The 26,321-nt window shown below is 63.7% G+C and carries 20 protein-coding genes and 1 pseudogene; 6 read left to right on the top strand and 15 right to left on the bottom strand.

Annotation, left to right across the window (positions count from 1 at the left end):
* The 13 genes and pseudogenes from AZG88_RS19430 to AZG88_RS19370 form a co-directional block, all read right to left on the bottom strand.
* A pseudogene (locus AZG88_RS19430) lies at nucleotides 1–347 on the bottom strand (NAD(P)(+) transhydrogenase (Re/Si-specific) subunit alpha); the annotation flags it as partial.
* A gap of 519 nt (nucleotides 348–866) precedes the next feature.
* Nucleotides 867–1,844 (bottom strand): NADPH:quinone reductase, encoded by a 978-nt coding sequence (locus AZG88_RS19425; protein WP_025433837.1) that lies wholly within the window; start codon nucleotides 1,842–1,844, stop codon nucleotides 867–869.
* A gap of 115 nt (nucleotides 1,845–1,959) precedes the next feature.
* Nucleotides 1,960–2,913, bottom strand: a complete 954-nt coding sequence (locus AZG88_RS19420; RefSeq protein WP_197487865.1) for an NAD-dependent epimerase/dehydratase family protein — start codon at nucleotides 2,911–2,913, stop codon at nucleotides 1,960–1,962.
* Between the two features lie 248 nt (nucleotides 2,914–3,161).
* Nucleotides 3,162–4,463, bottom strand: coding sequence for an MFS transporter (locus tag AZG88_RS19415; RefSeq protein ID WP_231914092.1), 1,302 nt, complete (start codon nucleotides 4,461–4,463; stop codon nucleotides 3,162–3,164).
* A gap of 168 nt (nucleotides 4,464–4,631) precedes the next feature.
* Nucleotides 4,632–4,886, bottom strand: a complete 255-nt coding sequence (locus tag AZG88_RS52675) for a hypothetical protein (RefSeq protein WP_025433839.1) — start codon at nucleotides 4,884–4,886, stop codon at nucleotides 4,632–4,634.
* Nucleotides 4,887–5,449: 563 nt separating this feature from the next.
* Nucleotides 5,450–6,205, bottom strand: coding sequence for a 3-oxoacyl-ACP reductase FabG (gene fabG, locus AZG88_RS19405; RefSeq protein ID WP_061698598.1), 756 nt, complete (start codon nucleotides 6,203–6,205; stop codon nucleotides 5,450–5,452).
* 44 nt (nucleotides 6,206–6,249) lie between these two features.
* Complete coding sequence (locus AZG88_RS19400; RefSeq protein ID WP_061698597.1) at nucleotides 6,250–7,476, bottom strand: acetyl-CoA C-acetyltransferase; 1,227 nt, start codon at nucleotides 7,474–7,476, stop codon at nucleotides 6,250–6,252.
* A gap of 94 nt (nucleotides 7,477–7,570) precedes the next feature.
* Nucleotides 7,571–8,452, bottom strand: a complete 882-nt coding sequence (locus AZG88_RS19395) for a flavin reductase family protein (RefSeq protein ID WP_156517542.1) — start codon at nucleotides 8,450–8,452, stop codon at nucleotides 7,571–7,573.
* Between the two features lie 6 nt (nucleotides 8,453–8,458).
* The gene (locus AZG88_RS19390) at nucleotides 8,459–9,697 is read right to left on the bottom strand and encodes a bifunctional 3,4-dihydroxy-2-butanone-4-phosphate synthase/GTP cyclohydrolase II (RefSeq protein WP_061698596.1); all 1,239 of its coding nucleotides are present in this window, start codon (nucleotides 9,695–9,697) and stop codon (nucleotides 8,459–8,461) included.
* Nucleotides 9,698–10,182: 485 nt separating this feature from the next.
* Complete coding sequence (locus AZG88_RS19385; RefSeq protein ID WP_061698595.1) at nucleotides 10,183–13,422, bottom strand: protein kinase domain-containing protein; 3,240 nt, start codon at nucleotides 13,420–13,422, stop codon at nucleotides 10,183–10,185.
* 672 nt (nucleotides 13,423–14,094) lie between these two features.
* Nucleotides 14,095–15,132 carry a phosphotransferase family protein gene (locus AZG88_RS19380; RefSeq protein WP_005245268.1) on the bottom strand — a complete coding sequence of 346 codons (1,038 nt, stop codon included), beginning with the start codon at nucleotides 15,130–15,132 and terminating at the stop codon, nucleotides 14,095–14,097.
* Nucleotides 15,129–16,379, bottom strand: coding sequence for an acyl-CoA dehydrogenase family protein (locus AZG88_RS19375; RefSeq protein ID WP_061698594.1), 1,251 nt, complete (start codon nucleotides 16,377–16,379; stop codon nucleotides 15,129–15,131). Before AZG88_RS19375 ends, AZG88_RS19380 begins: the two co-directional genes overlap by 4 nt.
* A 91-nt stretch (nucleotides 16,380–16,470) precedes the next feature.
* Nucleotides 16,471–17,628 carry an acyl-CoA dehydrogenase family protein gene (locus AZG88_RS19370; protein ID WP_005245270.1) on the bottom strand — a complete coding sequence of 386 codons (1,158 nt, stop codon included), beginning with the start codon at nucleotides 17,626–17,628 and terminating at the stop codon, nucleotides 16,471–16,473.
* 790 nt (nucleotides 17,629–18,418) lie between these two features.
* Between AZG88_RS19370 and AZG88_RS19365 the strand changes: the two genes are divergently transcribed.
* The 3 genes from AZG88_RS19365 (at nucleotide 18,419) to AZG88_RS19355 (ending at nucleotide 21,469) form a co-directional block, all read left to right on the top strand.
* Nucleotides 18,419–18,970, top strand: coding sequence for a flavin reductase family protein (locus AZG88_RS19365; protein ID WP_025433841.1), 552 nt, complete (start codon nucleotides 18,419–18,421; stop codon nucleotides 18,968–18,970).
* A gap of 397 nt (nucleotides 18,971–19,367) precedes the next feature.
* A complete protein-coding gene (locus AZG88_RS19360) occupies nucleotides 19,368–20,423 on the top strand; it encodes an LLM class flavin-dependent oxidoreductase (RefSeq protein ID WP_005245272.1) in 1,056 nt (351 codons plus the stop codon).
* A complete protein-coding gene (locus tag AZG88_RS19355; protein ID WP_061698593.1) occupies nucleotides 20,420–21,469 on the top strand; it encodes an LLM class flavin-dependent oxidoreductase in 1,050 nt (349 codons plus the stop codon). The genes AZG88_RS19360 and AZG88_RS19355 overlap by 4 nt, the downstream gene beginning before the upstream one ends.
* Nucleotides 21,470–21,552: 83 nt before the next feature.
* On the opposite strand, the gene AZG88_RS19350 is transcribed toward AZG88_RS19355, so the two are convergent.
* Entirely contained in the window at nucleotides 21,553–21,783 is a 231-nt protein-coding gene (locus AZG88_RS19350) for a hypothetical protein (protein ID WP_143767494.1), read from the bottom strand.
* A gap of 98 nt (nucleotides 21,784–21,881) precedes the next feature.
* Complete coding sequence (locus AZG88_RS19345; RefSeq protein WP_061698592.1) at nucleotides 21,882–22,835, bottom strand: AraC family transcriptional regulator; 954 nt, start codon at nucleotides 22,833–22,835, stop codon at nucleotides 21,882–21,884.
* Nucleotides 22,836–22,965: 130 nt separating this feature from the next.
* On the opposite strand from AZG88_RS19345, the gene AZG88_RS19340 reads away from it, so the two are divergent.
* The 3 genes from AZG88_RS19340 (at nucleotide 22,966) to AZG88_RS19330 (ending at nucleotide 26,255) form a co-directional block, all read left to right on the top strand.
* Nucleotides 22,966–23,859 (top strand): MBL fold metallo-hydrolase, encoded by an 894-nt coding sequence (locus AZG88_RS19340; RefSeq protein WP_231914091.1) that lies wholly within the window; start codon nucleotides 22,966–22,968, stop codon nucleotides 23,857–23,859.
* A gap of 729 nt (nucleotides 23,860–24,588) precedes the next feature.
* Nucleotides 24,589–25,506 carry an alpha/beta fold hydrolase gene (locus tag AZG88_RS19335; RefSeq protein WP_005245277.1) on the top strand — a complete coding sequence of 306 codons (918 nt, stop codon included), beginning with the start codon at nucleotides 24,589–24,591 and terminating at the stop codon, nucleotides 25,504–25,506.
* On the top strand, nucleotides 25,503–26,255 hold the full coding sequence (locus tag AZG88_RS19330) for a Crp/Fnr family transcriptional regulator (protein WP_005245278.1): 753 nt from the start codon (nucleotides 25,503–25,505) through the stop codon (nucleotides 26,253–26,255). The genes AZG88_RS19335 and AZG88_RS19330 overlap by 4 nt, the downstream gene beginning before the upstream one ends.
* Nucleotides 26,256–26,321: the final 66 nt, after the last annotated feature.

The following is a 26,321-nucleotide window of genomic DNA, read 5'->3' as shown; positions in this document are numbered from 1 at the left end:
TCCATCACCTGGGCGCGGGAGATCCGCGGGATCGCCTCCACCGCGAACGCCTGCACCCCGGCAGACTTCAGCGCGGCGACCTGATTGTCCTGGTTGCGGGGGGCGAGGAACCCGATCAACGTCTGACCGGCATGCAACCGGCCCACTTCCTCGTCCGACGGCGGCGCGACCTTCACCACCACGTCCGCCGACCACGGATCGGCGATCTTCGCCCCCGCCTCGGTGTACAACTCGTCCGGAATCAGCGCGCCCAACCCGGCACCCGACTCGACCACCACGTCGACGCCCTTGGCGATCAACGACGCCACGACCTTCGGCACCAACGCCACGCGGCGTTCGCAGCTCATCGCTTCTTTCACCACACCCACTGACACAGCCGGTGTTTCTCTTTTCGCTGCGGTCAATTCTCGACCCTTCCGTGATTGATAGGGGCAATCGGTCTCGTCCACGCCATACGACTAGGTACGTTGTTTAGAACGGCCTGATTGTGAGCGCTTCGAATGGTTAGGCCCCAGAACGTCGCCTGAAGACCACCGCACCACGTCGCCCAAGAACACGCTGGTCCTGGATCGGCATGAGCCCAAGCATGACGATGTCGATATGTCAGCCGCGAATCATCGTCACCAACAACGCTGCGAGGCACTTTGCACCGCGCAGCGTCGTGAGGCTGGCCCCTTCCGCGGCCGCATTCACCTCATGGACCTTCGGATATGCGACAGTCAACCAATCCTGCCTTCCGAGTACGAGTTTCCGTCACTGGGTTGGGCTTTCCTCACACGGACCCGATTGGTGCGCACCCAACTCCCTAATGGGTGGCGTCGTTTCCGACATCCAAGGTCCACGTGTGTTTCCTTTGACAGCCGTCATCAATTCTCGGCCAGCCTCAGGACGACTTTTCCCACAGTTCCCTGCTCCACCTTGTCCTGCGCTTCGGCCACTTGCTCCAGCTCATAGGGGACTACCGGCAAACTGGAAAGGGCACCCACCCCGAGAGCGTCTGACGTCCACCGGACGGCATCTGCGAGCTGCTCGGACGACAATCCGTAGAGCAGCACAAACTTGAGTGCTATGTTCGCGCTCATCAAATGCCCGGCCGGTACCGTGAGATCTCCCCGCACGGCATAGACGGCAATGGTGCCTCCGACGCCGAGAACGGAAATGTCCAGATCCAGGTTTGCCCCGATCGCGACCTCGACGACGCGGTCGACGTGACCCGCGAAGTCACGGATGCGTTGGGACGCATCTATGTCCGTGTAGTGAACGACAAGGTCGGCGCCTGCGCTCTCCGCCAGAACGCGTTTCTCGTCCGAGCTGACCGTGGCCACCACGCGCGCACCGGCATGTTTGGCGAGTTCGATCGCGAAGTGGCCCACAGCACCCGCGCCCCCCGCGACGAGGACGGTCCGCCCCTTCAGCGCCTCTGGGTTGCCGCCCAGACAATGCGCGGCTGTGAGGGCGGGGACTCCGAGGCAGGCACCCAGGTCATCCGAAGCATTGTCGGGCAGAGGTACTGCACGCTCAGCGGGCACGACTGCATACTCAGCGGCTGTTCCGTAACGGTTGTCGAACGCAGCCAGATAGATCCACACGCGCTGCCCCAGGACGAGACCGACGACTCCGCTTCCCAAAGCGTCCACGACGCCCGCGCCGTCGTGATGTGGGACCTGAAATTCAACCGGGCCAGTCCCGGCGCGTCCAGCGCGTCTCGCCGAGTCTGTGGGGTTGATGCCTGAGGTGACAATCCGGACCCTGACCTGATTCGGACCCGGCTCTGGCCGTTCGAGCTCCACAACCTCAAGCACGTCCACGGCAGGACCGGTACGGCGGTAGACCACTGCTTTCATCTGCCCACCACCCACGGGCTTGAGTCGCGCCGAGGCCCTACGGGGGGCCTGCTAAGTCGCGGCCAGTACGTGTGGCTTGGGCTCAACACGGATTCGTGCGAAATGTCGATCATCTTCATGACAAGCGAGACCTCACGAGTTCGGAGAAGTGTGCAATTGCGCGGTCTACGTCGTAACGGGGACCCCATCCAAATTCTTCTTTCATTCGGGCGCCGTCCAATGCCATGTAATAGGGGTCTTGCATATTCATGGGATCCAATCCTGGACCCACATTGAGTGCTGCATCAGGAATGATTCTCCGGATTGCAGCAGCGAAATCGCTCATCGACACCACGCTCCCACTGGCTACGTTGTAGGCCTGGTGACGAAGCGGTCGTGGGGCCAGCGCGACGCATGCGATGGCATCAGCGACGTCGAGTACATAGATGATGTCGTCCCCCTCATCTCCGCCGTGCTCGATCGTGAATCCACGGCCGGACGCAGGCAACTCGATCATCGAACTGTAGGTGTTGACCGGACCTTTGTGACGTTGCAGCCTTCCGGGCCCGTAAATGGTGCCAAATCGCAAACTGACACACTCTACGTCGAAATTTCGCCCGTACCAGTCCATCACGTCTTCTGCGGCTGCTTTGGTGATGCCGTACATCCCGGTGGGACGCAGGACGTCGTCTTCCGGAATTCTCCTGTAGGTGGGGAATCCGCGCTCGCCCCGGGCAGGTGCGTAGACCGCCTTCGAGCTCGTATAGACGACGCGCTTGACTCCCGCGGCGACAGCTGACGCGCAGACATTGGCGGTACCACCGATGTTCACCGAGATAGCCGTCAGTGGATCTCGTTCGCAGTCGACGAATGCAGCAAGGTGAATAATGCACTCAGGCGCAAGCCTGGTTACGGAATCGGTAAGTTGTTTTACATCACAAATATCGCCAACAACCACCTCGACCTGCGACGCTACGTCTTCAATCAGTGAGGTATCAGGCCGGTTCTCGAAGACGGCCACTTCGTGGCCTCGGTCGAGTAGTTCTCGAACTACCCGCGAACCGTTTACCCCTAATCCACCCGTCAACATTAAGCGCATTTCGACTCCCTATTGTTCCTAGCTATCTCCGGCGGGGCGGCGACATGTGAGGACCGGTGATCCAGCACAAGGTTCAGTTTGTTGTGCGGAAAACATCTTTCTCGGTTGCGGAACAATATGTCCTGGAGCAACGATGTCGCGACAAGCTCCTGTATCCCACATTCGGCCCGTAATCGGCCCAAACTTCCCGGTCAACGGACCCACCGTTGATGCCATGTCATCCCTCCAAGCTTCGCCTTCTACTTGGTCCGCTTCTGACTGTGGAACTTGCCACTTACGCACGTGATTATGACTACTAGCGTGACGGCGCCACCGGCGATCATGTACCAGGCTGGCGCCACGTCATTACCCGTGAGCTCGATCAACCACGTTGCGACGAACGGCGCACTGCCGGCGAAGATCGCGGTACCGAAACCGTAAGCGATGCCGAACCCCGACACTCGGACCCTGGTTGGAAACATCTCGGCCCACGCGGCTGGCGCCGCGCCACCAAACGCAGCGACGGGTGTCCAGAGGATGACTTGTCCGAGTAGGGCTGACCCGAAGCCCCCCAGCCCGATGATTATCAAACTCGGATAAGGCAACGCCACCGTCAAGACGGATGCGAGTACGAGGATTGGCTTTGTGCCGTACCGGTCCGAAAGATGGCCGAATGCAAGCACCATGAATACCGCCAAGGTTGTGGCGATGAGGACGGATCCGAGTGTCACTCGTGGGGAGAGACCGATGACGGTTCGGATGTAGGAGGGCAGAAACGCCTGGACCGTGGCCGACGCGGTTGCGAACCCGAGAACGATCCCGATTACTATCAGGATTCCTCGCCAATGCTCCTTGAAGACTGTGAGCACTGGACTTTTCAAACGAGCTTCCTCGGTTTTGACCTCCTGAAATTCCGGCGATTCTGCGACGCGTTGCCGAAGGTAGAAGCCCAGAACGAGCAACGGGAAACTCAGTAGGAACGGAATTCGCCAACCCCAGCTGTTGATGTTGTCTGTCGACATCAACAGGTTGAGGACGAAGACCAGAAAAATGCCCAGTACGCTCCCCGCCGTGGCAGAGAAGAAGGCGAAGGCTCCGTAGAGTCCACGACGGTTTGAAGGTGCGAACTCAATGAGGAAGGTAGCCGAGGTGCCGAACTCCCCGCCGACGGAAAGTCCCTGGAACATCCGGGCAATAACCAGGAGCACCGGTGCCCATATACCTATCTGCGCGTATACCGGAAGCAAGCCGAGGAGAACCGTGCTCACGCCCATGATGGTCACTGCCAAGATCATGGCGATCTTGCGCCCTCGTCCATCTGCGAGTCGTCCAAAGAAGATGGCTCCCACCGGTCGCATGAGAAAGCCAACTGCAAAGACGGCGAACGTCGACAGTACCGAGGACAGCGGGTCACCGGATGGAAAGAAGAGTTGGGAGATGACCGGAGTCAAAGCCGCGAATATTGCGAAATCATAGAATTCGAGACCGTTACCGATTCCCACGGCGACGATGGAGCGGCGATTCAAAGATGTAGCGCGTGGATGTGCCTCTTCTGATGGCATGTTGTATCCCGCGTCCAGTGGAGGTGATTGCGACACCGTTGTCCCTTCATTATTGATCCATACGCGACAAGACACAGCCCCGGCATATCGAGTTCACCTCGACGGTGTTGATGGGCGCCGGATCCGCCGCGCTACCTCACCGCGCGCCGACGGCGCGCGGTGGTTTCGTCAGGCTGTTACCCTCTCCGTCACGCGGTCAAGCAACAGTGCGACGTCCTCGGCGAAACGCTCGATCTCGCAGACCGTCTTCTCGTGCCTCAAATGACTGGCTTGCCCCATGAGCAGCAGATTTCCGCAGCCGAGCACTGAAGCGACGCGGATGCCCTCCCTGCCGAAGCGAGGGTCTTGGTAGACACCGTTACCGAACTCGACGCCTGGGAGGGCGTCCACAAGGCCTAGCGTCTGCACAAGTACCTCCAGCATGCCTCGAGGGCTCCGACGAGTTGCTGCTCCCGGGGTTGGCGGTCCTGCCGTTCAGCTCCGTAGCATCCGATAGAAGGAGTCTCACGTCACTTAACACCAATGACTGTGACTTAGATCCCAGAACTTCTGACTGCGCGACGGCCTCGTGACGCTCCAGCGTCGAGCTGCTGGTGCGGGAAACCGTCGGCTCGACCGAAGTCCACCAGCCCACCGAGATCGTTCGGACCCGATCCGCGTCGAGTGCCGTCGCGCCTTCTCCATGATGTTGAAGGTTCCGATCACGGATTGGTCCGCGCAGTCGGTGACGGGCACCGGCGCCCCCGTACCGGTCCGAGCAGACATGACTTGGTCGTGGCCGTGGCCGATGGCGTGGGTAGTGTCCAGCAGTTGCCCGAGCGGTGGCCGACGCAGCTGGCCTCATACGTCAGGTTCGTGCCGCTATATGGACCTCACGTAGTCCGGGTACCCAAGGTGACCACCGTCGGCACTTCTCAATCTGTGATCCAGTTAAGACACTCCCCCGATCTCCTCTCCCGACCATTCCTTCAGCACGTATCTCTATCTCAGTCGGTCGGCCCCCCGGCCACGTATATGACTTGGCCCGACACGAAGCCGGCGCCGTCGCTGACCAGGAAGGACATAAGGTTGGCAACGTCCTCGGGCTGGCCCACGCGGGCGACAGGGATCTGCGCGGCGGCGCCCGTGATGAATTCCTCGAAGGGAATTCCGATACGTTCTGCGGTGGCGGCCGTCATGTCTGTCTGAATGAAGCCCGGCGCGATCGCGTTCACGGTGACGCCGAATTTGCCCAACTCGATGGCCAGTGTCTTGGTGATACCTTGCATACCGGCTTTGGCTGCCGAATAGTTTGCCTGGCCCCGGTTACCCAACGCGGACGTGCTGGACAGATTCACGATCCGTCCGAACCCCGCGTTTCTCATGTAGTCCTGAACGCTCCGACTCATGAGAAAAGCTCCGCGTAGGTGCACGCCCAGCACCGCGTCCCAGTCGTCGGTTGTCATCTTGAACAACAGATTGTCCCGGGTGATACCGGCGTTGTTGACAAGGATCGTGGGCTCCCCGAGCTCGGAGACGATCATGTCGACTGCTAGAGCAACTGAACCCTCGTCGCTCACGTCAGCACCGACCGCCAGCGCTCTCCCACCGCTGGCAGCGATAGCGTCAACGGTACCCGTACAGTCCTGGGCCTTTAGGTCCAAAACAGCAACGAGGTGGCCGTCCTTGGCCAACTGAATTGCGGTGGCCGCGCCGATGCCACGGGCTGCGCCGGTAACGATCGCGATGCGTTGTTGATTCATCTGTCCTCCATCTCGGCGTTGCAATTGCACATGCACAAAGTTCTTCACGACAGCCGCTCGATCACCATCGCCATGCCCATTCCACCGCCCACGCACATCGACTCAACGCCGAACTGCTTGTCGTGCCGCTGCAACGAGTTGATCAAGGTGCTGGTAATTCGCGCTCCAGTCATCCCGAACGGATGCCCGACGGCGATCGCTCCCCCGTTTACGTTCAGCCGGTCGATGCCGATGCCGAGCTTCTGTGCCGAGCCAAGCGCTTGAACTGCGAAAGCCTCGTTGATCTCGAATAAGTCGATGTCGGCGAGACCGAGCCCGGCGCTCTTGAGAGCCTGGGGGATTGCCTCGACAGGACCTAAACCCATGATCTCGGGTGAAAGCCCGGTCACTGAGGTCGACACGATCCTGGCCAGCGGCGTAAGCCCCAAAGCCTTGGCCTTCAGATCGCTCATTACGATCACGGCCGCAGCACCATCGTTCAGCGGGCACGCGTTGCCTGCGGTCACTGTGCCGTCAGGTCGGAAGGCTGGCTTGAGTTGGCTTACCGCCTCGATGGTCACCCCCTGTCTTGGGCAATCGTCGGCGACAATCTCGGTACCGTCTGTCAGCACCACCGGTGCGATGTCGCGCGCCCAGAACCCATCTGCGGTAGCCTTTTCGGCTAGGTTCTGGCTACGGACAGCGAATTCGTCCTGCTCGCGGCGGCTCATTCCGAGCACCTGCTGAACATTCTCGGCCGTCTGGCCCATTGATATGTAGACGTCCGGCAAGTGGTCGTCTGCTCGCGGGTCTGTCCACAGATTGGCAGCACCATTCGCACGCCTCGCCGTGCGGGCAACGGCCCCGACGAAATTCGGGTTAAGCAGGACCTGCCCTTCGATCTCGTCGCTCGTCCCCTTGCCGAATCGACTGACGCTCTCCACACCTGCGGAGATATAGGCCTCCCCCTCACCGGCCTTGATCGCGTGGAATGCCATTCGTGTGGTCTGCAATGACGACGAACAATATCGCGTCACCGTGGTGCCGGGTAGATGGTCATATCCGAGCATGACTGCCACATTTCTTCCCATGTTTTGACCCTGCTCACCACCCGGCAAGCCGCAGCCGAGCATCAGATCGGTTATCTGCGTGGGATCAAGTTCTGGGACCTTAGCTAGCGCGGCTCGGACGATCTGAACGGTCAGGTCGTCAGCACGCACGTCCTTCAGGGAACCCTTGTACGCCCGTCCGATTGGTGAACGCGCGGTCGACACTATTACTGCTTCCGGCATGTCTCTACTTTCCTGAGCGCTTGCTCATATCGCTGTAAGTTTTCTTACGACGTGGTCTTCAAATCCGTTAGGGGACCTCGCCCCCACGCCGTCATCACCCATTCGAATTCGAGGAAGCCGGGGTCGCCAGCACGCGCGGAGACTCAGGTGGTTCGTGCGAGCTGAAACCAGCCAGCGTGCCTCGGAAGAACGTCAAGGGCTGCTGATCGGTGACCGTGGCCAGGTCGAGGACCCGAGCGACGACGATCCAATGATCCCCGGCTTCATGTACGGTCACGATCTCACATTCCAGCCAGCTGACCGTGCCGGCAAGCTTCGGTGCGCCGCTTAACTTGGCTGCGGTCCAGGTCACGTCCGCGAACTTGTCCCCACCGCTCACGGCGAAACGGCGACATAGTTCAATTTGATTGTTCGCCAACACGTTCACCCCGAACCGACCGCTTGCCGCGGCCTTCGGCCACGAAGCCGAGGCCTTGCTTGGACACAGGAGGACGAGGGGGGGATCCATTGAGAGCGCACCGAATGACTGGCATGTGAAGCCGACCGGCTCGTCGGCGTGAATTGCCGTCACAATCGTTACCCCGGTGATGAAGTGACCGAGCACGTGCCGGTAGTGCTCGGTCGATAGCGCGGCAGGCGGCTGGCGATCAGTCGTTTGGAACGGTTCGCAATCGACATGGGCACGAACTCGACGGCCGTCGTCGCTGAGCCAGCCGTGCACGCTTGCGTAGTCGAGCATGGCCGTGAACCGGTCGTGCCAATCCTTGTCACGTTCGCCGGCTGCCGCCCGCAACCACAAGATGTCGAGCCAGGCATGGTCACCGACGATCTCACCCGCGCCGACTGCACCTAGTGTCCGCGACAGGATGTCCCAATCGCGCGGGCTCGCCTCGGCTCGGACGGACAGCGAGCCCAGATCCTCCGCGGTACGCAGCTGCGGCGTTCCTCGCCCACCGTCAGGCAAATAGACCCACATGTCCGCTCACGCACTCACTACATCGGTGGGGAGGGCAACGGTGATCTCGTGCCCGAGCCGATCGCGCTTGGCGCGGAGATACTCGACGTTGTGGGCGGTAATGATCGTGGGCAACGAGTAGCGCCCCGCAATCTCGATGCCATACCCATCGAGACCCCCGTACTTGGCCGGGTTATTCGTGATCAGGCGCATCCGCCGTACCCCTAGGTCGCCGAGGATCTGCGCGCCGATCCCGAACTCACGGGAGTCGACTGGAAGGCCGAGGGCGAGGTTGGCGTCTAGGGTGTCATATCCTTGTTCCTGCAGCGCGTAGGCCCGAAGCTTATGCCCCAGACCGATTCCGCGCCCCTCCTGGCCGCGCAAATAAATCAAAACGCCCTGGCCCTCAGCGCAGATCAGTTCGAGAGAGTCGGCAAGCTGAGCCCCACAATCGCAGCGATGGGAGCCAAACAGGTCGCCCGTCAGGCACTCGCTGTGCACCCGAACCAACAGACCGTCGGGTGTCGAATCAGTGGGGTCTCCCATCACGAGCGCCAAGTGCTCGATGCCGTTGAGGGTGTCACGATAGGCGACGGCCTGAAACTCTCCGTGTTCGGTGGGAAGCGCGGCGATCCCGCTACGCTCCACCAGCTTGTCGTGACGGCGCCGGTACCGAACCAGATCGGCAACAGTGACCACGGTCAGCCCGTGCGTCGCGGCAAAGTCACCGATCTGCTCACCACGCAGCATGGTTCCGTCTTCGTTGATCAGCTCCGAGATCACGGCCACGGGATACTTGTCGGCCTGTGTCAGCAGATCGACCGCGGCCTCGGTGTGTCCGGCGCGTTTGAGAACTCCGCCTTCGTGTGCGCGCAGCGGGAACATGTGACCGGGACGGGTGAAGTCCTCCCCAGTGGCATCCGGATCAGCCAGCGCGTTCGCACTCGCACAGCGGTCGGACGCACTCACCCCAGTCGAGACGCCCGCATGGTCGACGCTGACAGTGAAGGCCGTTTGATGCGGGTCGGTGTTGTCGCCCACCATCATGTCGATCCCCAGACGATCGAGTAGTGCCCCCGGCATCGGAACACATAGGATCCCGGTCGTGTGCCGGATCATGAACGCGATCTGATCGGGTCGCGCATCCGCAGCCGAGAGGACAAGATCCGCCTCGTTCTCCCGGTCGGCATCGTCGACGACGATCACGAGCCGGCCCGCACGGAGGTCGGCTACAGCCGCCGAGACGGCATTGGGATCGGCCATCATCCGATCGTCACCTTTCCTCCCTAGGTCACTAAGTCGCGTCTGCACAATGCCTCCAACAGGGCCACAACGAGTTGATACTCCCGGGGCCGGCCCTGCCGTTCAGCCCCTTAGCATCCGGTTGAAGGAGTCTGACTCCTCGCGGCCGCTATGACTGTGACCTGAATCCCACTACTTTCTTTGCCAGGTGCGCATCCCGCGCAGATGCGTGACGACTACGCCTTTCGTGGGCGGCGAGCTCCGTCAGGATCTCATCGATGCCGGGTTGGCGACGGCGGGAGCAACGGCCGAAGCGGGCGGCCACCGAACTTCGACCCGGAGTCCTAACTCTCACACCCGTACACCTCGCTGCTCACCTTGATCGGTTGGTTCTCAGGCGAAACCGGAAGAGGTGACAGAGCGCTGTTGCTGCAGCGATTCGCCGAATCCCATGACGTTGCTCCGTCGGTCGGCGTGACAAGCGGGAGCGCGGCGCGCTCGACTACGAATCAAATTTGGCGACTCTCCTCTACGACCCAGGCCGCGACCTGCGTCCGGGAGGTGAAACCCAGTTTGGTCAGGATGTGCTCCACATGCCCTTGCGCGGTGCGAGGTGAGATCACCAGGCGGTCGGCGATGGCCTGATTGGTCATGCCTTCGGCGATCAGGTCGGCGACTTGGCGTTCTCGCTTCGTCAGTCGCGTCGACGCGACGGTGTCGGGTGCCGAGGTGCTGGGTGGATGCTCGTGGAGAGCGAAGGCGATCGCCGCATCGAAGCCCAGTCCCTGCCCCCTGCGGTGGGCCTCTTCGAATGCCTTGTCGCCGAGTTTCTTCCGCGCCCTTGACTCGCATTCATTCTGATAAACAAGAAGATTGGAAAGCATGACCGCCGGGGTGCCCATTGACCGCGCCAGCTCTTCTGCAGCCCCCAGCAGAACCGCAGCTCTCGGTGCGTCGTGTAGTTCGCAGGCGATCCAGGCGAGTGCTTCGAGACCGGCAGTCGCGACGCGGGGGCTGTGCACTTGCCGGGTCAGCTCCAACGACTGTTCGAGAAGTCGCACCGAACGATCGGTGCCACCCTGTCGCCACACAGAAATTCCTAAGGCCCACAACGAGTACGACCGATACATCTTCTCGCCATACTGCTCCGTTATCGCGAGAACACGCTCGTGGCATTGATTACCCCGGTCTGTACTGCCGGACAGCTCATACGCTAGCCCCAAGAGATACAAGGCGGCTACTTCGAGTGTTCGATCTCTGCGTTCACTGAACACCGCGAGGGCGGTTTCCAGTTGCGAGCATGCTCGTGGGAGGTCACCTCTGCAGACGGCCAGCAAGCCGCCGGCGCAGTCGACGTAAGCACGTATCAGCGGGTCGCTGATCTGCGCGGTGAGAGTCCGCGCCCCCTCGACGAGCGTTGTCCCGGCGTCGAGGTCGCCCTGCACGTTGGCCATCACGCTGTCGCAGTAGAGTGCCATGATCGAATCCAAGGTGGGTGGGCCGCTGTGGTGGGCGAGCAGTTGATCGAGCCAGCGTCGCCCCTCGTTCAGGAAGCCCTGGGAAAGCCAGAACCAGTGCAGCGCGGCGGCGGTGCGCAGGCCGGCGGCAGGATCGTCGTCGATGCTGAATTCGAGGGCCTCCCGCAAATTCGGTTGTTCCCGCTGCAGGCGGGCGATCCAGTCGAGTTGGCGCGCACTGATCCACTCGGCCTCAGCGTCGAGCGCCAACGCCTCGTACCAGTCCCGATGCCGGCGACGCAAAGACAAAGCCTCGCCTGTCTGCTCGAGTTTCTCGTACCCGTATTCGCGGAGGGTCTCGAGCATCCGGAACCGCACCACCGACCCGGATTCCTCCCGAATCAGGATCGACTTCTCCACCAAGGATGTCAGCGTGTCGAGCAACTCGCCCGGATCCAGGCCGGCGCCGCACACCTGCTCCGCCGCATCGAGTTCGAAACTCCCCGCAAAGACCGCCACCCGCCCCCACACCAGTTGCTCTCCGGCGGTGCACAACTCGAAACTCCAGTCGATACACAACCGCAATGTCTGCTGCCGCGTCGGCGCACCCCGGCTGCCGCGGGTTAACAGGGTGTAGCGGTCGGTCAACCGCCCGAGGATCTGCTCGGGCGACATCGCCCGCAACCGAGCCGCCGCCAACTCGATCGGCAGCGGCAACCCGTCGAGGCGCTGACAGATCCCCGCCACCGTCACCGCGTTGTCCTCGGTGAGCATGAATCCGGGAACCGCGGCAGCGGCGCGTTCGGCGAACAGGGTCACCGCATCGAATTTGGATAACCCTCGCAATGAGGGCTGCCGTTCAGGATCGGGCACGGCCAGCGGGGGAACCCGGAGCACCGACTCCCCGCCGATGCCCAGGGGTTCACGGCTGGTGGCCAGAATCCGCAACCGCGGACACACCCTCAGCAGCGGGCCGACCAGTTCGGCGACCGCGTCCACGACGTGCTCGCAGTTGTCGAGGACCAACAGCACCTCGCGCGGGGCGAGGAACTCGATCAGCACCTCCCGCAGCGGCCCCGCCGAGTGGTCCCGTATCCCCGCCGCGGCGGCCACCGCATCGACCAGCGACGACCCGTCACGCAGTTCACCCAACTCCACCAGGCGCACACCGTCGGCATACTGCCGTTGCACCGCCGACGCGACCCGCATCGCCAGCCGGGTCTTGCCGACACCCCCGATCCCGGTCAACGTCACCAGCCTCGACCCGGTCAGTTGGTTCTTCGCCTCGGTGAGCTCGTGTCGCCGGCCGATGAAGCTCGTCAGTTCCAGGGGAAGACTTCCCATCGCGCCCAGTGTGGAGGGCGCCGACGAGCCTCGTCCGCCGTGCGAGGTCGGCTGCTTTCTGTTCCCCTGCGCATCGGGTTCCGCGCGAAGGGCCATTTCGTCGACCGGGAAGCCGTGGTGCCGTTGCAGCCCCCGCAGTTCCTCCCCGAACTCGACGGCAGTTTCCGTGCGCTGACCGGGCTCGCGGGACATCCCGCGGGCGATCACCGCGGACACATCGTCGGGGATCCCGTGCTCACGCAGATCAGGCACCTCTTGGGTGGTGATCCGCAGGAACTGCGCCACGACCTGTTCACCACTACGACGTTCGAACGCGGCATGGCCGGTCAGGGCACTGAACAAGGTGGCACCGAGCCCGTAGACGTCGGCGGCCGGGCTCGGCGGATCACCCCCCAGTACCTCCGGCGCGGTGTACGCCGGTGACCCGGTGACGGCGCCGGTGGCAGTCTCGAAGCCGCCGCTGATGTGCGCGATGCCGAAATCGGCCAACTCCGGCTCGCCGTACTCGGTGAGCAGGATGTTCGCCCGGTGCGCGGTCTCTACCGCACCTGCCATCTTCACACCGAGTCGCAGTACATCCTCCAACGGTAGCGGCCCGTGGCCGCGGATTCGCACGTCGAGGGATTCCTGCGGGTGATACGGCATCACGATGTACGGAAGTTCGCTGTCGGTGGCGCCGACCTGCAGAATATCGACGATGTTCGGGTGCCCGGTCAGCCGGCCCATCGCCTGCTGTTCCCGGAAGAATCGGGCCCGGTTCTCGTCGTCGAGTACGACGGTGAGTACCTTCACCGCCACCGTGCGGTCCAGGTCCGCCTGCTTGCAGCGATACACCACACCGAACCCGCCGCGGCCGATCTCCTCGGCATCGTCGAACCCGATGCGTTCCAGCTCCGCGGCCGGGGACGGCGGGTACCGCTGAGTGTCGAGCGGATCACCTTCACCCATCGGAACGATCTACTCACTCCGTCGGCTCGTGGTTCCTGCGCGCTGGTCCCGACGGCACGAACAGCGCGCACAAAACAAACGTGCATCCACCTCTCTATAGCGTGCACTCAAGGATATCGCCGACAGGTTATGAACATCTCCACATACAACGCGACCCCTGCTCCGGGGCCGGCGAACTACATGTCGCTCCTGATCAACCGGGCCTTAATAGCTGGCTTCGTGGTGTTCGACTACGACGAGCGAGCGCTACGCCGAGGCGGTCGATGGCATCCGTTCTGCGCTGGAGGACGTCGCTAGTCGCGCGCGAGCATGTCGTTGACCGTGGCATCGATGGACGCGGCAACGCGCTCCTGATGCTGTTCAGCGGCGGTAACACCGGCAGCTCATGCTCACGGTCTGGGTCCGCGAGCCCAGGGCATCACGCTTGCCCTCGATCCGATCAAGAACGCGGACCACGTGCGCCGCGGACCATACGCGTCGACATCGTCTCGAAGTAGGCAGACGAGCCATGGGCCGCAAAGTGTCCTTCGAGCCCACTCCCCACCACGTCTCACATAGCGTAGTCAGCCTTCCTCTGCACTGATGTGCGCCAGCTCGGCCGCAACGATCTCGGCGAGTCGGTCCCCCTCCCGGGCTTGGCCCGGCACGTCGCAACCACCTCGCGCCACTCGCTCATCGGTCGAGTCCCGCGTCGACGGCCGTACGCCAGGCCCGGTCTATGAGCTGGTCGGCCAAGTGCGCTTGGGGCGGTCCACCGTCGGCGGCATTGCGCGGATCGTCGAGCGCACGCCGGCGCACACCCTCAGCGATGATCGCGATCTTCCACAGTCCCAGCACGTGCCAGTAGGGCAGGTCGGTAACGTCTCGGCCGGATGCCTTCACATACGCCTCCGCGAGATCCGCGCGGCCGACGAACCCGGGCAAGGTCGACGCAGCGAACAACGCGGTCGGCTCGTCGGTCGCCTCGGGCCAGTAGGCAAGCAGACTGCCGACGTCAGCGAGGGGATCACCCAAGGTGCTGAGCTCCCAGTCGAGCACAGCCCGCACGTCACCCGTCTGGGGGTCGGTAATGACGTTCTGGATGTGGAAGTCACCGTGTACCAGCGACAACTGGCGCTGTTCAGGCATGCGGTGACGCAACAAGCAAGTCAACTCATCGAGCGCCGGTAGCTCGCGGGTGCGGCTCTCGTCCCACTGTCGGGCCCACCGATTGATTTGCCGTGCCGCATACGGCGCATGACTGGACAACCCGTCAAGGCCAACCGATATGACATCGACCTCGTGGATACTAGCCAGCGTCGTCACCAGGGCCGGCCCGAGAGCACCCCGCAGATCATACGAGAGGGCCTCTGCAGTCTGGTGACGGTCCACGACCAGTCCGTCGACGTGCTCCATCACCACCACCGGTGACTCCGCCAGACGCTCGTCGACGTACTTCCCCAGCATCCTGGGCACCGGGACATCGGTGGCCTGCAAGGCAGAGAGAATGCCGAACTCACGCTGCACGTCGTGTGCGGACTCCAGGACGTTGCCGCGAGGGGGGCGGCGCGCGATCCACCGGCGGCCCGCAGCGTCGTCGATCGTGTACGTCAGGTTCGACTGGCCTCGACCGACGCGGTTCGCAGACAGCTCTCCGGTGACGTCAACACCGTCGGCGCGCAGTAGGTCCCCGAGAACACCGAGGTCGAATGCAAGGTCGTCCTCGGTCACGCGGAAGCCCCCCGTCGCTTCCTGTTCCACTCGGGCGAGATGCGGCGCAGCTCGACCTGGGCGATCGTCCGCTTGTGCACCTCGTCCGGACCGTCTGCCAATCGCAGTGTGCGCTGGAGGGCCCAGAAATGAGCCAGCAAGAAGTCGTCAGTGACGCCGGCACCGCCATGCACCTGGATCGCGCGGTCGATGATCTTGAGCGCCACCTGCGGACCGGCGACTTTGATCGCGGCGATCTCGGTCCGAGCCTTCTGGTTGCCGACGGTATCCATCAACCAGGCGGTCTTGAAGGTGAGCAGACGGATCATCTCGATCTCGATGCGCGCCTCGGCGATCCAGTCCTGGACGTTCGACCGGTTTGCGACCGGCGTACCGAACGTGACCCGGTTCTGGGCCCTGGCGATCATCAGGTCGAGCGCACGCTCGGCCGCTCCGATGGAGCGCATGCAGTGATGGATGCGACCAGGGCCCAGACGAGCCTGGCCGATCATGAAGCCGTCACCCTCACCTGCGAGCAGCGCGGTCTTCGGCACACGCGCGTTCTCGAACAGGATCTCGGCGTGACCCTCTCGGTCCCGGAATCCGAAGACGGGCACACCGCGGACGATCGTGACGCCAGGTGTGTCGAGCGGGACGACCATCATCGACTGCTGACGGTGCACAGCCGCGTTAACATCCGTCTTCCCCATGACGACGAGTACCTTGCAGTTCGAGTGCAGCGCGTTGGTGGCGAACCACTTGCGGCCGTTCAGCACGTAGTCGTCACCATCGGAGTCCATCCGAAGCTGGACGTTCGTGGCGTCCGAGCTCGCAACGCCAGGCTCGGTCATGGCGAACGCCGACCGAATCTCACCGGCCAGCAGCGGTTTGAGCCACTTCTCCTTGTGCTCCTCGGTGCCGAACAGCTGCAGCACCTCCATGTTGCCGGTGTCTGGGGCGTTGCAGTTCATCGCCTCGGCAGCAATGAACGGGCTCCTGCCCATGATCTCGGCGAGCGGCGCATAGTCGAGATTGCTCAGGCCCGGTGATCCCCACTCCTCGCTTTCATGAGGGTTGAAAAGGTTCCACAGACCACGCTTCCTCGCCTCAGCCTTCAGCTTCTCGAGGATCGGCGGATGAAAGTTCGCGTCTCCGGACTCCGCCATCTGTGCGGCGTACACGGACTCGGCGGGGTAGACATGCTGGTCCATGAAGTCCAGCAGCTTCTCCTGGTACTCGAGGGCGCGCGGGCTGAGAGCGAACTCCATCAGTTCTCCTAACGAGGCTGGTGTGATGAGAGCAGCGGACTGAAGACCCGTGACCGCCGCTCGATGAGGTACTTGTCCTCGACCTGACGATTCAGATCGACTGGACTCCTGCGAGCAGCTCGCGGGCCATCACGATGCGCTGGACCTGGTTGGTGCCTTCGTATATCTGGGTGATCTTGGCGTCGCGCATCATCCGCTCCACGGGGTAGTCACGCGTGTAGCCGTAGCCGCCTAGCAGCTGCACCGCGTCGGTCGTGACCTGCATCGCCGTGTCGGATGCGAAGGTCTTCGCCGCAGCGCCGAAGAACGTTAGGTCCGAGTCGCCGCGCTCCGAACGGGCCGCTGCGGCGTACGTCAGCTGACGGGCGGCCTCAACCTTCATGCCCATGTCGGCGATCATGAACTGCAGGCCCTGGAATTCGGTGAGATTCTGGCCGAACTGCTTCCGCTCCTGCATGTACCCGAGCGCATAGTCCAGCGCACCCTGCGCGACGCCGACGGCTTGCGCAGCGATCGTGACGCGGGTGTGGTCGAGCGTCTTCATGATCGTGGTGAAGCCCGAGCCTTCCGGTCCGATGATGCGATCGCCCGGGATCCGGACATTGTCGAGGTAGACCTCGCGCGTCGGGGATCCCTTGACACCGAGCTTCTTTTCCTGCGCACCGAACGAAACACCCTCGTCGGACCGCTCTACCACGAACGCGCTAATGCCTTTTGATCGCCGATCTGGGTCGGTCACCGCCAAGACTGTGTAGAACTCGGACTCACCGGCGTTGGAGATCCACCGCTTCACGCCGTTGAGGATCCAGTAGTCACCGTCGCGCACTGCACGGGTCTTCTGGTTCGCCGCATCGCTGCCGGCGTCGGGCTCCGACAGACAGCACGAGAAGCCCTCACCCGCCGCCAGGCGCGGCAAATAGGCCTTCTTGATCTGCTCATCGCCGCCGATCTGCACCGGCAGGCTACCGAGCTTGTTGACGGCCGGTATCAGGGAGGACGAGACACACACACGCGCGACCTCTTCGATGACCAGTGCCGTTGCCAACGCATCCGCCCCAGCGCCGCCATACTCCTCAGGCACGTGTGGCGCGTGGAAGTCGGCCGCCAGCAAGGCCTGTGCCGCCTCGTGCGGGTAGCGCGCCTCCTCATCGACCAACGCCGCGAATGGCGCGATCTTCGCCTCAGCGACCGCACGCACCGCCTCGCGAATTGCCTGATGTTCCTCGGAGAGTGGGAATAGCTCCTTCACCGTGAACGCCCCCCGACCGGCAGCAGCCGTGACTGCTGAGCCCCTGCGACGGCCGGCGCGCAGCTTGTCGGATCGGCTGGCGCGAAGTGCCGGCCGAAGAGCATCGGCCAGCTGAGCACCGCCTGTCCACAAGCGGCAGACTCCCGCCCTACTTTCCGCGCATGGACCGTGCTGGCGTCTGCCCATCGCCCGCCTCCTGCGACGCCGAGCAGACGTCGCCTGGATGAGGTCGGGAACCACGTGTGTATGCGCGCTTCAGGACGCTGATGCATTGATCTAGTCATCGCTGTAGAAACCTTGTCCGTTCTTCTTGCCGGGGAGTCCCGCGTCGGCCATGGGGGCCGAGCAGGGGTGAGGGTGAGGGTGGCGGTGGTGACGGCGGTGGTGGTGGTGGTGCGTAGCGGGTTCCTTGAACTCGTCGCACATCGACTGCCCGATCACGTTCCTCTCCCGCCGTCGGAGAGTTGGAACCACATGTCCGCACTCCCGCGTGTCACTGCCCGGATAGGCGCTATCGCCCCAACGCCACAACCTGCCGGTGGCAGCAGTCTGTCCCCTCGCGGCAGCGAAGTCTGTGACCTAGTTCCGTCGACTTGCTCAGTACGAAAGACAGCTACCGGACGTGGGTCACAGACGTGCCCCTACGTTCTCGAGAGCATGTCCCACATCGCAGCCGGTGCACGGCAGGAGGGTGTCAACATGAATGCGGCAGAACCCGGATGTGTCAGTGCTCGCCGCGTCTCTTAGGACGCCGAACTACTTGCAGCCCGGATCACCGAGGAGGAAACCAGTGACTGAGCTCGCCGACATGACCATGCGCAGTATCGACGAGGAGGGCCTCACCGAGCCACTGCAGTTCCCCGACCCGACGGCACGTCGTCAGACCCTGCGACGCGCGTTCTCCCGATTCCCGAGCGGCGTCACCGCAATCTGCGCTCTCGGCCCCAATGGCCCCGTAGGCATGGCCGCGAGCTCGTTCACCTCGGTATCGCTCGAACCCGCGCTCGTGTCGGTCTGCATCGACCGCGGCTCCACCACGTGGCCCAGACTCTCCGCCGCCCGACGGATCGGTATCAACGTGCTCGGCGCCGATCAGGTCGAGCTCTGCACAGCTCTGGCCGCCCGCGACGCGGACCGTTTCGCCACCGCCACGTGGCAGGCATCCCCGGACGGTGCCGTGTTTCTCGTCGGGGCTTCGTTGTGGCTGGACTGCCGAGTCGATCGCACCGTACCCGCCGGGGACCACGACATCGTGCTGTTCGAGGTGTTGGGCACGCGCGCCCACGACGGACACCACCCCCTCGTCTTCCACCGGAGCACGTTGCGTGCGCTGAAGCAATGACGACGCGTTCGAGAGAACCCGCCCGGGGTGACAGGCGATCACGCATGACGCACCGCCTCCAGAGGCCGAGGAACTGTCATCGATCGCGGGACGCGGGGAGGGGCAACATCGCGTGCCGCCGTGCCGGGGCTTCAGATGATGGCGTCCTCACGGAGAGCGCGCAGGTGATGATCCAGCGCCCACGCCCTATGACGTCGAAGTCGCCCTGCAGCCGCGCGGAATCAACTAGCAACGACCACACGCTCGTGCGCCGGATCGGCTCTCGCCCAACGCCTGCAACACGCGCCCAATGACGACGTCCTGGATCGACGGATAACTGACTTGAGGCATGGCCGCATCGCATCAATAACCGATGTTCGTCAATCATCGACACCTACGCGCAGGGACTCGCACCACCATGACCACACTCGAAGACGCGCCGCTGAACGTGCTCGACCTCGCTTGGCGGAACCACGAACAGACCAGCTCCGACGCGGTGTGCGCATCAGTTGCCCTGGCCCGAAGAGCCGAACAACTTGGCTACCGGCGCTACTGGTTCGCCGAGCACCACGGCTTGCCGGTCAGTCTCTCGTCATCACCGGCCATCCTGATGGGTGCCGCCGCGGCTGCCACCACGACGATCCGCGTCGGCTCGGGCGGTCTCCTGCTGCCGAACTACGCCCCGCTCAGCGTCGCCGAGCAGTTCGGCACACTGCGGGCGCTCTACGGTGACCGAATCGATCTCGGTATCGGACATTCATCTGGCGCTGATGGAGCGACTGCTCTCGCCCTGCGTCGCATCAAGGGGGGCTCCGACGCCTCCACGTTCCAGCAGGAGCTGCGCGAGCTGCTCGGGTTCTTCCACTGCGGCACGCCACCACAGAACCCGATGTCGCGGCTGCTCGCCGTGCCTGGCCTCGGCGACGCTCCCGAGACCTGGTTGCTCGGTTCCTCCTCGGGATTCTCGGCGCAGCTGGCCGGTGCGCTCGGGCTGCCGTTCGCGTACGCGCACCACTTCGCCGACGACCACACCGAGCCCGTGCTCGACCGCTACCGGCAGTCGTTCAGACCGTCCGAGTTCCTTGAGAAGCCGTACTCGATGATCTCCATCATGCTGTCCACAGACGACTCCCCTGACGTCGTGCGCGCCGAGATGCTCCTCAGCGAGATCACCTTCATCCGCATGCTGGAGGGCAAGAGGCCGGACCTGGTGTCTAAATCGGAAGCGGAGGCGTACGAATTCAGCCCCCGCGAACAGGAAATCCTCGCGCGGCGCAACGGCCGTCAGGCGATCGGCACCCCCGACGAGGTGGAGGCTCGGCTGCGTTCACTGCTGGCCTCGACCGGTGCGGACGAACTGATGTTCCAGCTCGCCGGCGCCACAGCGGCTGGACGCCAGCGCTCACTGGAGATCGTGAAGGGGTTGACGACCGCCGACACAGCCGCGCGGTCGGACACGGCGGCTGGGGCATGAGCACGGTGTGCTTCCCCGTTCTGTCGGTCCTTGACCTCGTCCCCGTCCGTGACGACCAGTCGACCTCGGACGCGATCAATGCCACGCTCTCCCTGGCGAAGTTGGCTGATCGGATCGGCTACCGGCGGTACTGGGTCGCCGAGCACCACAACATGCTCGCCTCGGCAGGCACCAATCCACCGGTACTGGTCGCGATGCTCGCCGACGCCACGGAGCGGATCCGGGTCGGGAGCGGCGCGGTGCTGCTGCCCAACCACACACCTTTCGTGGTCGCGGAGCAGTTCGCCCTACTCGAGGCGGCTCACCCCTGCCGCATCGACCTCGGCATCGGACGCTCCTCCGGCACCGACCCGATCACCAGCGATGCGCTGCGACATGGCGTCGGAGGCATCGAAAGCCATGGGGTCATGTCCTATCCGCAGCACATCGACAGCGTGATCGCCATGATGAAGACCTCGGGCATCGAGATGACCGTGGCCGGACGGCGCCAGACGCTGCGCGCGACCGCGAAGGCCACCACTGTCCCGCAGGTCTGGCTGCTCGGCGCCTCCTCGCAGTCAGCCCGGCTAGCAGGCCAGAAGGGGATGCCGTACGTCTTCGGGCACCACCTCGGTGTCGGCAGCACCGCCGAGGCGCTGCACTCGTACCGTTCCAGCTTCGAGCCCTCCCCCCAGCTCGCCGAGCCGCAAACTATTCTGCCCATCCACGCCTCGGTCGCCGACACGTATGACGAGGCCTACCGCGCCGCGCTACCGTGGCTGCTCGTCATGCTCGGCCTGCGCACCGGCCAACCGCAGGCCGCCGTGAAGAGCATCGAGCAGGCCGAGAAGATCAGACTCCCACCCGCCCACAAACAGATCGTCGACGCGATGGCGAATCAGTGGGTGATCGGTGGGCCGGATGACGCGCGAGCACAGATCGAAGGACTCGCCGCGACGTATGCCGTGGACGAGGTGATGATCCACCCCGTCTCAGGAACGTACGAGGGCGCCGACCCGCGCAGCTCTCCCGGTCGCGAGCAGACACTGCGCCTACTCGCCGTTTGAGTGCGGGCCGCGAAACTTCGAGCGTTGTCCGACAGGCGCTGCAGCTCAGTACATCTCACCGGCACCACTTAAGCAGTGCGTCGTCAGCAGCCCTCCGTCTTCGAACCGCGACAACCGGGAGTCGCACTTGGGGATGCCATTTCTGAGCATCCCATTCCGTCCTCGACAGCCGCTTCGACTCCGGCCTGCCGCCAGCCGAGCAGTTCCCACTGCCCATCCAGATCGGTGACGTCCGCGTCGACGTCCATGCCTGACTGGCGATGCTCGCAACGATCCGCAGCGGCGATCACCGGCACCAGCTGGGTCATAGACACTGACCGAGACGGTCGACAAATGTTGGGCAGCTCACATGGTCATTGCCACGGGATACCGCAAACTTCATCAACTGCACGACCGGGTTTCCAATGTCAGTCTATTTCGACGACAGTTGAGGGTTTGCGGTGAGAGCGGATCGACCCGCGGCCTTCGCTCGATACCGCCCTGGTGTAATGCCGAACTCCCTCTCGAAGGCGTGTGAGAGTGCGTACGGGCTGCCGTAGCCGACTCGGCCGGCGATGGTAGCCAGGGTGTCTGGGGTGTCGCGGAGCAGGCTGGCGGCAAGGATCACGCGCCACCAAGTGAGGTACGCCATCGGAGGGCGGCCGACCCGCGTGGTGAACCGGCGCGCCAGGGTGGGACGGGAGACGTTCGCCTCTGCAGCCAGGCGGTCGTTGCTCCACGGGGCGGCGGGGTTTGAATGCATCGCCCGCAGGGCGGCGCCCGTCACCGGGTCGCCCAGTGCGCCGGGCCAGGCTCCGCAGGTGGTCTCGGTCATCCAGGAGCGGATCATGTAGACGAGGAGAAGGTCGAGCAGGTTCGGGAGCGCGACGCAGGAGCCGGGCCGCCTCTCGTCCAGCTCACCGGCGAGCAGGTCGATCGCAGCACGGAGTTCGAGGTGGCTGCCTACTCGATTGGGAAGGTGGACGACCTCTGGCAGCTCTGCCATGAGCGGGTGCATGCGACTGCAATCGAGCCAGTACTTGCCACAGAGTATCTCGGTCTCGTCGCGATCAGGCCGGGCTCGCGGCCGTGTCCCCACAAGCCATTGCTCGAACGGCACCGCCTTCTCCTCCGCGACCGCCGCATCGACTGAGGAATCGGCGATCACGTGACCTGTGCCATGAGGCAGCAGCACCGCGTCACCCACGCCGAGAGGTACCGGGGCGCCGCCGTCGGTCAGTAGCCAGCAGTTGCCCTTCAGGACGACGTAGAAGCCCGCGCCGTCGTACGGGTCCAGTCGCGCGCACCAGGTCCCACTTATCCGCACCCGGTGAGACCAGGGGTGCCCGAGGTGCACAGCAGAGATTGCATCACTGACCACATCCATCCACCCAAGATATCTCCTGCCTAAAATGTGAGATGGATTCATATTTTATTGAGCTAGATGCGCATTGAGAGGATCGCTCGACCTTCGTACGGTCGAATCTATGACAAACGAGAACGAGAGTGTGCAGCGCATGGTGCTGGGGGATGTCGAGGTTATCCGGATCGTTGAATGGCACAAGCCGTTTGCGCCTACCTCCGGCATGTTCCCGGAAGCTTCTGCCGGCGTATGGAAGAGCAACGAGGCCTGGCTGGCACCGGACCACTGGGATCCGGACAGCGATACCGCGGTGCTTGCGCTACAGACCTGGGTGCTGCGCAGCGGTGGACGAACCGTCCTGATCGACACCGGAGCGGGCAACGGCCGCGAGCGACCAGGCATGCCGCCGTTCGACCATTGTCAGGGCGATTTCCTCGGCCTCCTGGCTAGGGCCGATGTTCGCCCACAGGATGTCGACGTCGTCGTCAACACCCACCTCCACGTCGATCATGTCGGCTGGAACACAGTTGACGCAGAAGGGCAGTGGGTTCCGACGTTTCCCAACGCCCAATACCTCATTCCGGCCGCCGACGACTTCCATTATGGTCCGGACAACGCGTACGGGAGCGGCCTGCATGTGGTCGACCGCCTGACCTACGAAGACAGCATCGCGCCCATCCACCAGGCCGGACAGGCCGTGCTGTGGGACGGGCTCCACCGCATCGACGACCACCTCACACTGGAGTCCGCGCCCGGCCACACTCCCGGTTCGTCCGTGCTGCGCCTCGCTTCGGGGAGCGAGCGGGCGGTCTTCGCCGGAGATCTGCTGCACAGCCCGGTACAGATCCTCCACCCCTGCTGCAACAGCAGCGCCTGCCTGGCTCCGGAACAGGCGGTGGCCAGTCGCCGTCGGATTCTCGGGCGGGCAGCTGATGAAAAGGAGCTACTCATCCCTGCGCACTTCGGTGGTGCGGGTGCCGTGGAAGTCCGGCGGGACAGTGGTGGGTTCACCCTCGGCCCATGGGCAACAGCCAGCCTATATAGGTAGCGCCAAACCCTTTGGAAGGGATCGCGTGCCGTGCACCTCATTCTCGGCGCGCTCGGGGAAGGAGGTCTCCGCCACCGGCCCGCCCCCTTCCCTGAGTGAGCCTTTGGACCGGGAGACGGCCAGCTGGGCGCCGGCGTCCACGCGTGCACCGTGGTTGACGACGGCGGTGTGTGAGCCGAAGTCCCCCACCCCTCGTTCGCGCAGGAAGTAGACGGAACCAGGGTCACCAAGCTTTACGGGAGAAGCGACGGTTGTCTGCACGGATGCGCTGGAACCGGTGACCCCGCTCATTCCCGTTCCCCGCCCCCCGCCTGCGAGCGCGAGGCCCTCAACCCTCTGCAGACGGCGCGACCATCGCCACCCGGCTCAGCCAGCCGAATCCACGGGCTGCTGGCCAGCACAAATCCAGCATCACCATCATCCACCCCAGAGGAAACCCGCTCTTCGTGACGCACACGGCGACCGACCGGCCCGCAGCAGAACCCGGGCCACACAGGAGGCCGCATCTCGCGCCTTCGCGTCCCGCGAGACTGTCTCGCCGGACATCGAAAACCCGCCTGGCCTGTAGACATCGACCGACTTGAGTCACAGACTCGACCACAAAGTGCAGAAAGTATGTGACCCACGCCGCAGCCAGGGCCAGTGCCAGTGCATAAGGACGCGGACCGAGAAAGAGGAGACATGACGACGCACCCACCCGTCGAGACATCTGACGGTATTCGTCTTCACGTGACCGACACCGGGGACGGGGAGCCTGTGCTCTTCCTCCACGAGTACGCCGGCGACCACCGCAGCTGGTCTCGGCAGGTCGCCGAGCTTAGGGAAGACTTCCGGTGCGTCACCTACGCCGCCCGCGGCTACACCCCATCCGATGTGCCGACGCGTCCGTCGGCGTACTCCTGGCAGCGAGCGGTCGAGGACGCACTGAACGTGCTCGACGCCCTGGAGCTTCAAACCGTCCATATCGTCGGACTATCCATGGGCGGGTACACCGCCCTCCAGTTGGGACTGCGCCATCCCGATCGGGTGCGGTCGGTCATGGCAGTCAGTGCCGGATCCGGCTCCGACCCGGCGGGTCGTCCTGCCTACCTGGAGGAGGCCAGGATCGTGGCAAAGCAGCTTCGTTTCCACGGATCAGCCCCCGTCGGGCGCGCAATGGGCGAAGGACCCAGCAGGGTGCAGCTCAAGCATCGCGACGAGCAGGCGTGGCACGAGATGATCGAACAGTTCTCCGAGCAGTCCGCGGAGGGGCGAGCGCTCACGATCCTCCAGATCCAGGCATGCCGACCGTCGCTCCACGACATGATCGATGACTTCCGGAGCTTCTCGGTCCCTCTCCTCGTGGTCAACGGTGACGAGGATGAGGCGTGCCTATCTACCGGAATCATGCTCAAGCGAACGGTGCCCTCGTGCGGGATGCACATACTCCCCAACAGCGGGCATGTCCCGAATCTCGAGGACCCTCGGCAGTTCAATGGCATCATCCGCCGATTCATTCACACCGTCGAGTCAGACACCTGGCCCGTGCGGGATCCGAGGTCGAGGCTCACGTCGCAGTTCGGCCTCGACCAGGACGCTCCTGCGGACCCCGCAGAGAACTCGCCACGATCGACAGCCGGCTCGGAGAAGGCAACGGCACTGAAATGAACGGTCCCAAGTCCGGCCCACCGGCGGCCGCATTGGAAGCATGGTCGAAGAGCTTTCTGTCCGGGCAGGACCCGGAAGTCCGGGACGCACTCCTCGCGGACAGCCGAGTCGTGTCGTATCCGGCAGGCACGCTCATCTGCAACGCCAACGAGGGGGACTACCGCGTCGCCCTCATCCACAGCGGACAAATCCGCGCGCAGATCACGTCGTGGGACGGACGACAGGCGACCACGCGGTACCTGACGGCCGGTCAAATCACCGCCCTACCGGCGATGCTCACGAACGGTGCACCGTCCTCGTTGGCTGCCGTTACATCGTGCGAGGTCTCGCTGTTGAACCCAAAAACCTTCCGGCACCTCATGCGGACCAGAGCAGACCTCTGCTACCAGGTCGCCGTGCACTTGGCGGAGTCCACGTACGAAACCGTCATGCACCTCGAGGACAACCTCTTCGGGTCGGTGCAGCAGCGGGTCAGCCGCCACCTGCTCGAGATGGCGACACCCACGGTGAACGGACTCCTGGTCCAGTCGGATCAGTCGGAGCTCGCCGACGCGATCGGGTCAGTACGCGAGGTCGTCTCCCGGACGCTCAAGAAGCTGGAGGACACCGGGTCGATTCGTCGCTCCCGGCGCCAGATCTGGATCGAGGACCCCAGGCTGCTCCGGTCGTTCGCATCGTCGAACCCAGGCATGCGCAACGACGACATGGCCAACGGCCGCCGCACTCGTGACGCAGGTCCCCCCAAGTGAGGAACGAATGAGCCACCACCACCTGGACCCGGAGCTAGCCCAAGCTGCATCCGCCCTGCCTCGGAT

The organism is Rhodococcus sp. LB1 (assembly GCF_001583455.1).
Taxonomy (GTDB): domain Bacteria; phylum Actinomycetota; class Actinomycetes; order Mycobacteriales; family Mycobacteriaceae; genus Rhodococcus_F; species Rhodococcus_F opacus.
This window is presented reverse-complemented; position numbering and strand designations above follow the sequence as displayed.

Bases quoted from the DNA above. Each gene is read 5' to 3' on its own strand.
- AZG88_RS19360 (WP_005245272.1), top strand. From the start codon at position 19,368: ATGACCACACTCGAAGACGCGCCGCTGAACGTGCTCGACCTCGCTTGG.
- AZG88_RS19330 (WP_005245278.1), top strand. From the start codon at position 25,503: ATGAACGGTCCCAAGTCCGGCCCACCGGCGGCCGCATTGGAAGCATGG.
- AZG88_RS19390 (WP_061698596.1), bottom strand. From the start codon at position 9,697: ATGATGGCCGATCCCAATGCCGTCTCGGCGGCTGTAGCCGACCTCCGT.
- AZG88_RS19415 (WP_231914092.1), bottom strand. From the start codon at position 4,463: ATGCCATCAGAAGAGGCACATCCACGCGCTACATCTTTGAATCGCCGC.
- AZG88_RS19425 (WP_025433837.1), bottom strand. From the start codon at position 1,844: ATGAAAGCAGTGGTCTACCGCCGTACCGGTCCTGCCGTGGACGTGCTT.
- AZG88_RS19345 (WP_061698592.1), bottom strand. From the start codon at position 22,835: ATGGATGTGGTCAGTGATGCAATCTCTGCTGTGCACCTCGGGCACCCC.
- AZG88_RS19375 (WP_061698594.1), bottom strand. From the start codon at position 16,379: ATGGAGTTCGCTCTCAGCCCGCGCGCCCTCGAGTACCAGGAGAAGCTG.
- AZG88_RS19340 (WP_231914091.1), top strand. From the start codon at position 22,966: ATGGTGCTGGGGGATGTCGAGGTTATCCGGATCGTTGAATGGCACAAG.
- AZG88_RS52675 (WP_025433839.1), bottom strand. From the start codon at position 4,886: ATGCTGGAGGTACTTGTGCAGACGCTAGGCCTTGTGGACGCCCTCCCA.
- AZG88_RS19420 (WP_197487865.1), bottom strand. From the start codon at position 2,913: ATGTTGACGGGTGGATTAGGGGTAAACGGTTCGCGGGTAGTTCGAGAA.
- fabG (WP_061698598.1), bottom strand. From the start codon at position 6,205: ATGAATCAACAACGCATCGCGATCGTTACCGGCGCAGCCCGTGGCATC.
- AZG88_RS19395 (WP_156517542.1), bottom strand. From the start codon at position 8,452: ATGTGGGTCTATTTGCCTGACGGTGGGCGAGGAACGCCGCAGCTGCGT.
- AZG88_RS19400 (WP_061698597.1), bottom strand. From the start codon at position 7,476: ATGCCGGAAGCAGTAATAGTGTCGACCGCGCGTTCACCAATCGGACGG.
- AZG88_RS19355 (WP_061698593.1), top strand. From the start codon at position 20,420: ATGAGCACGGTGTGCTTCCCCGTTCTGTCGGTCCTTGACCTCGTCCCC.
- AZG88_RS19385 (WP_061698595.1), bottom strand. From the start codon at position 13,422: ATGGGTGAAGGTGATCCGCTCGACACTCAGCGGTACCCGCCGTCCCCG.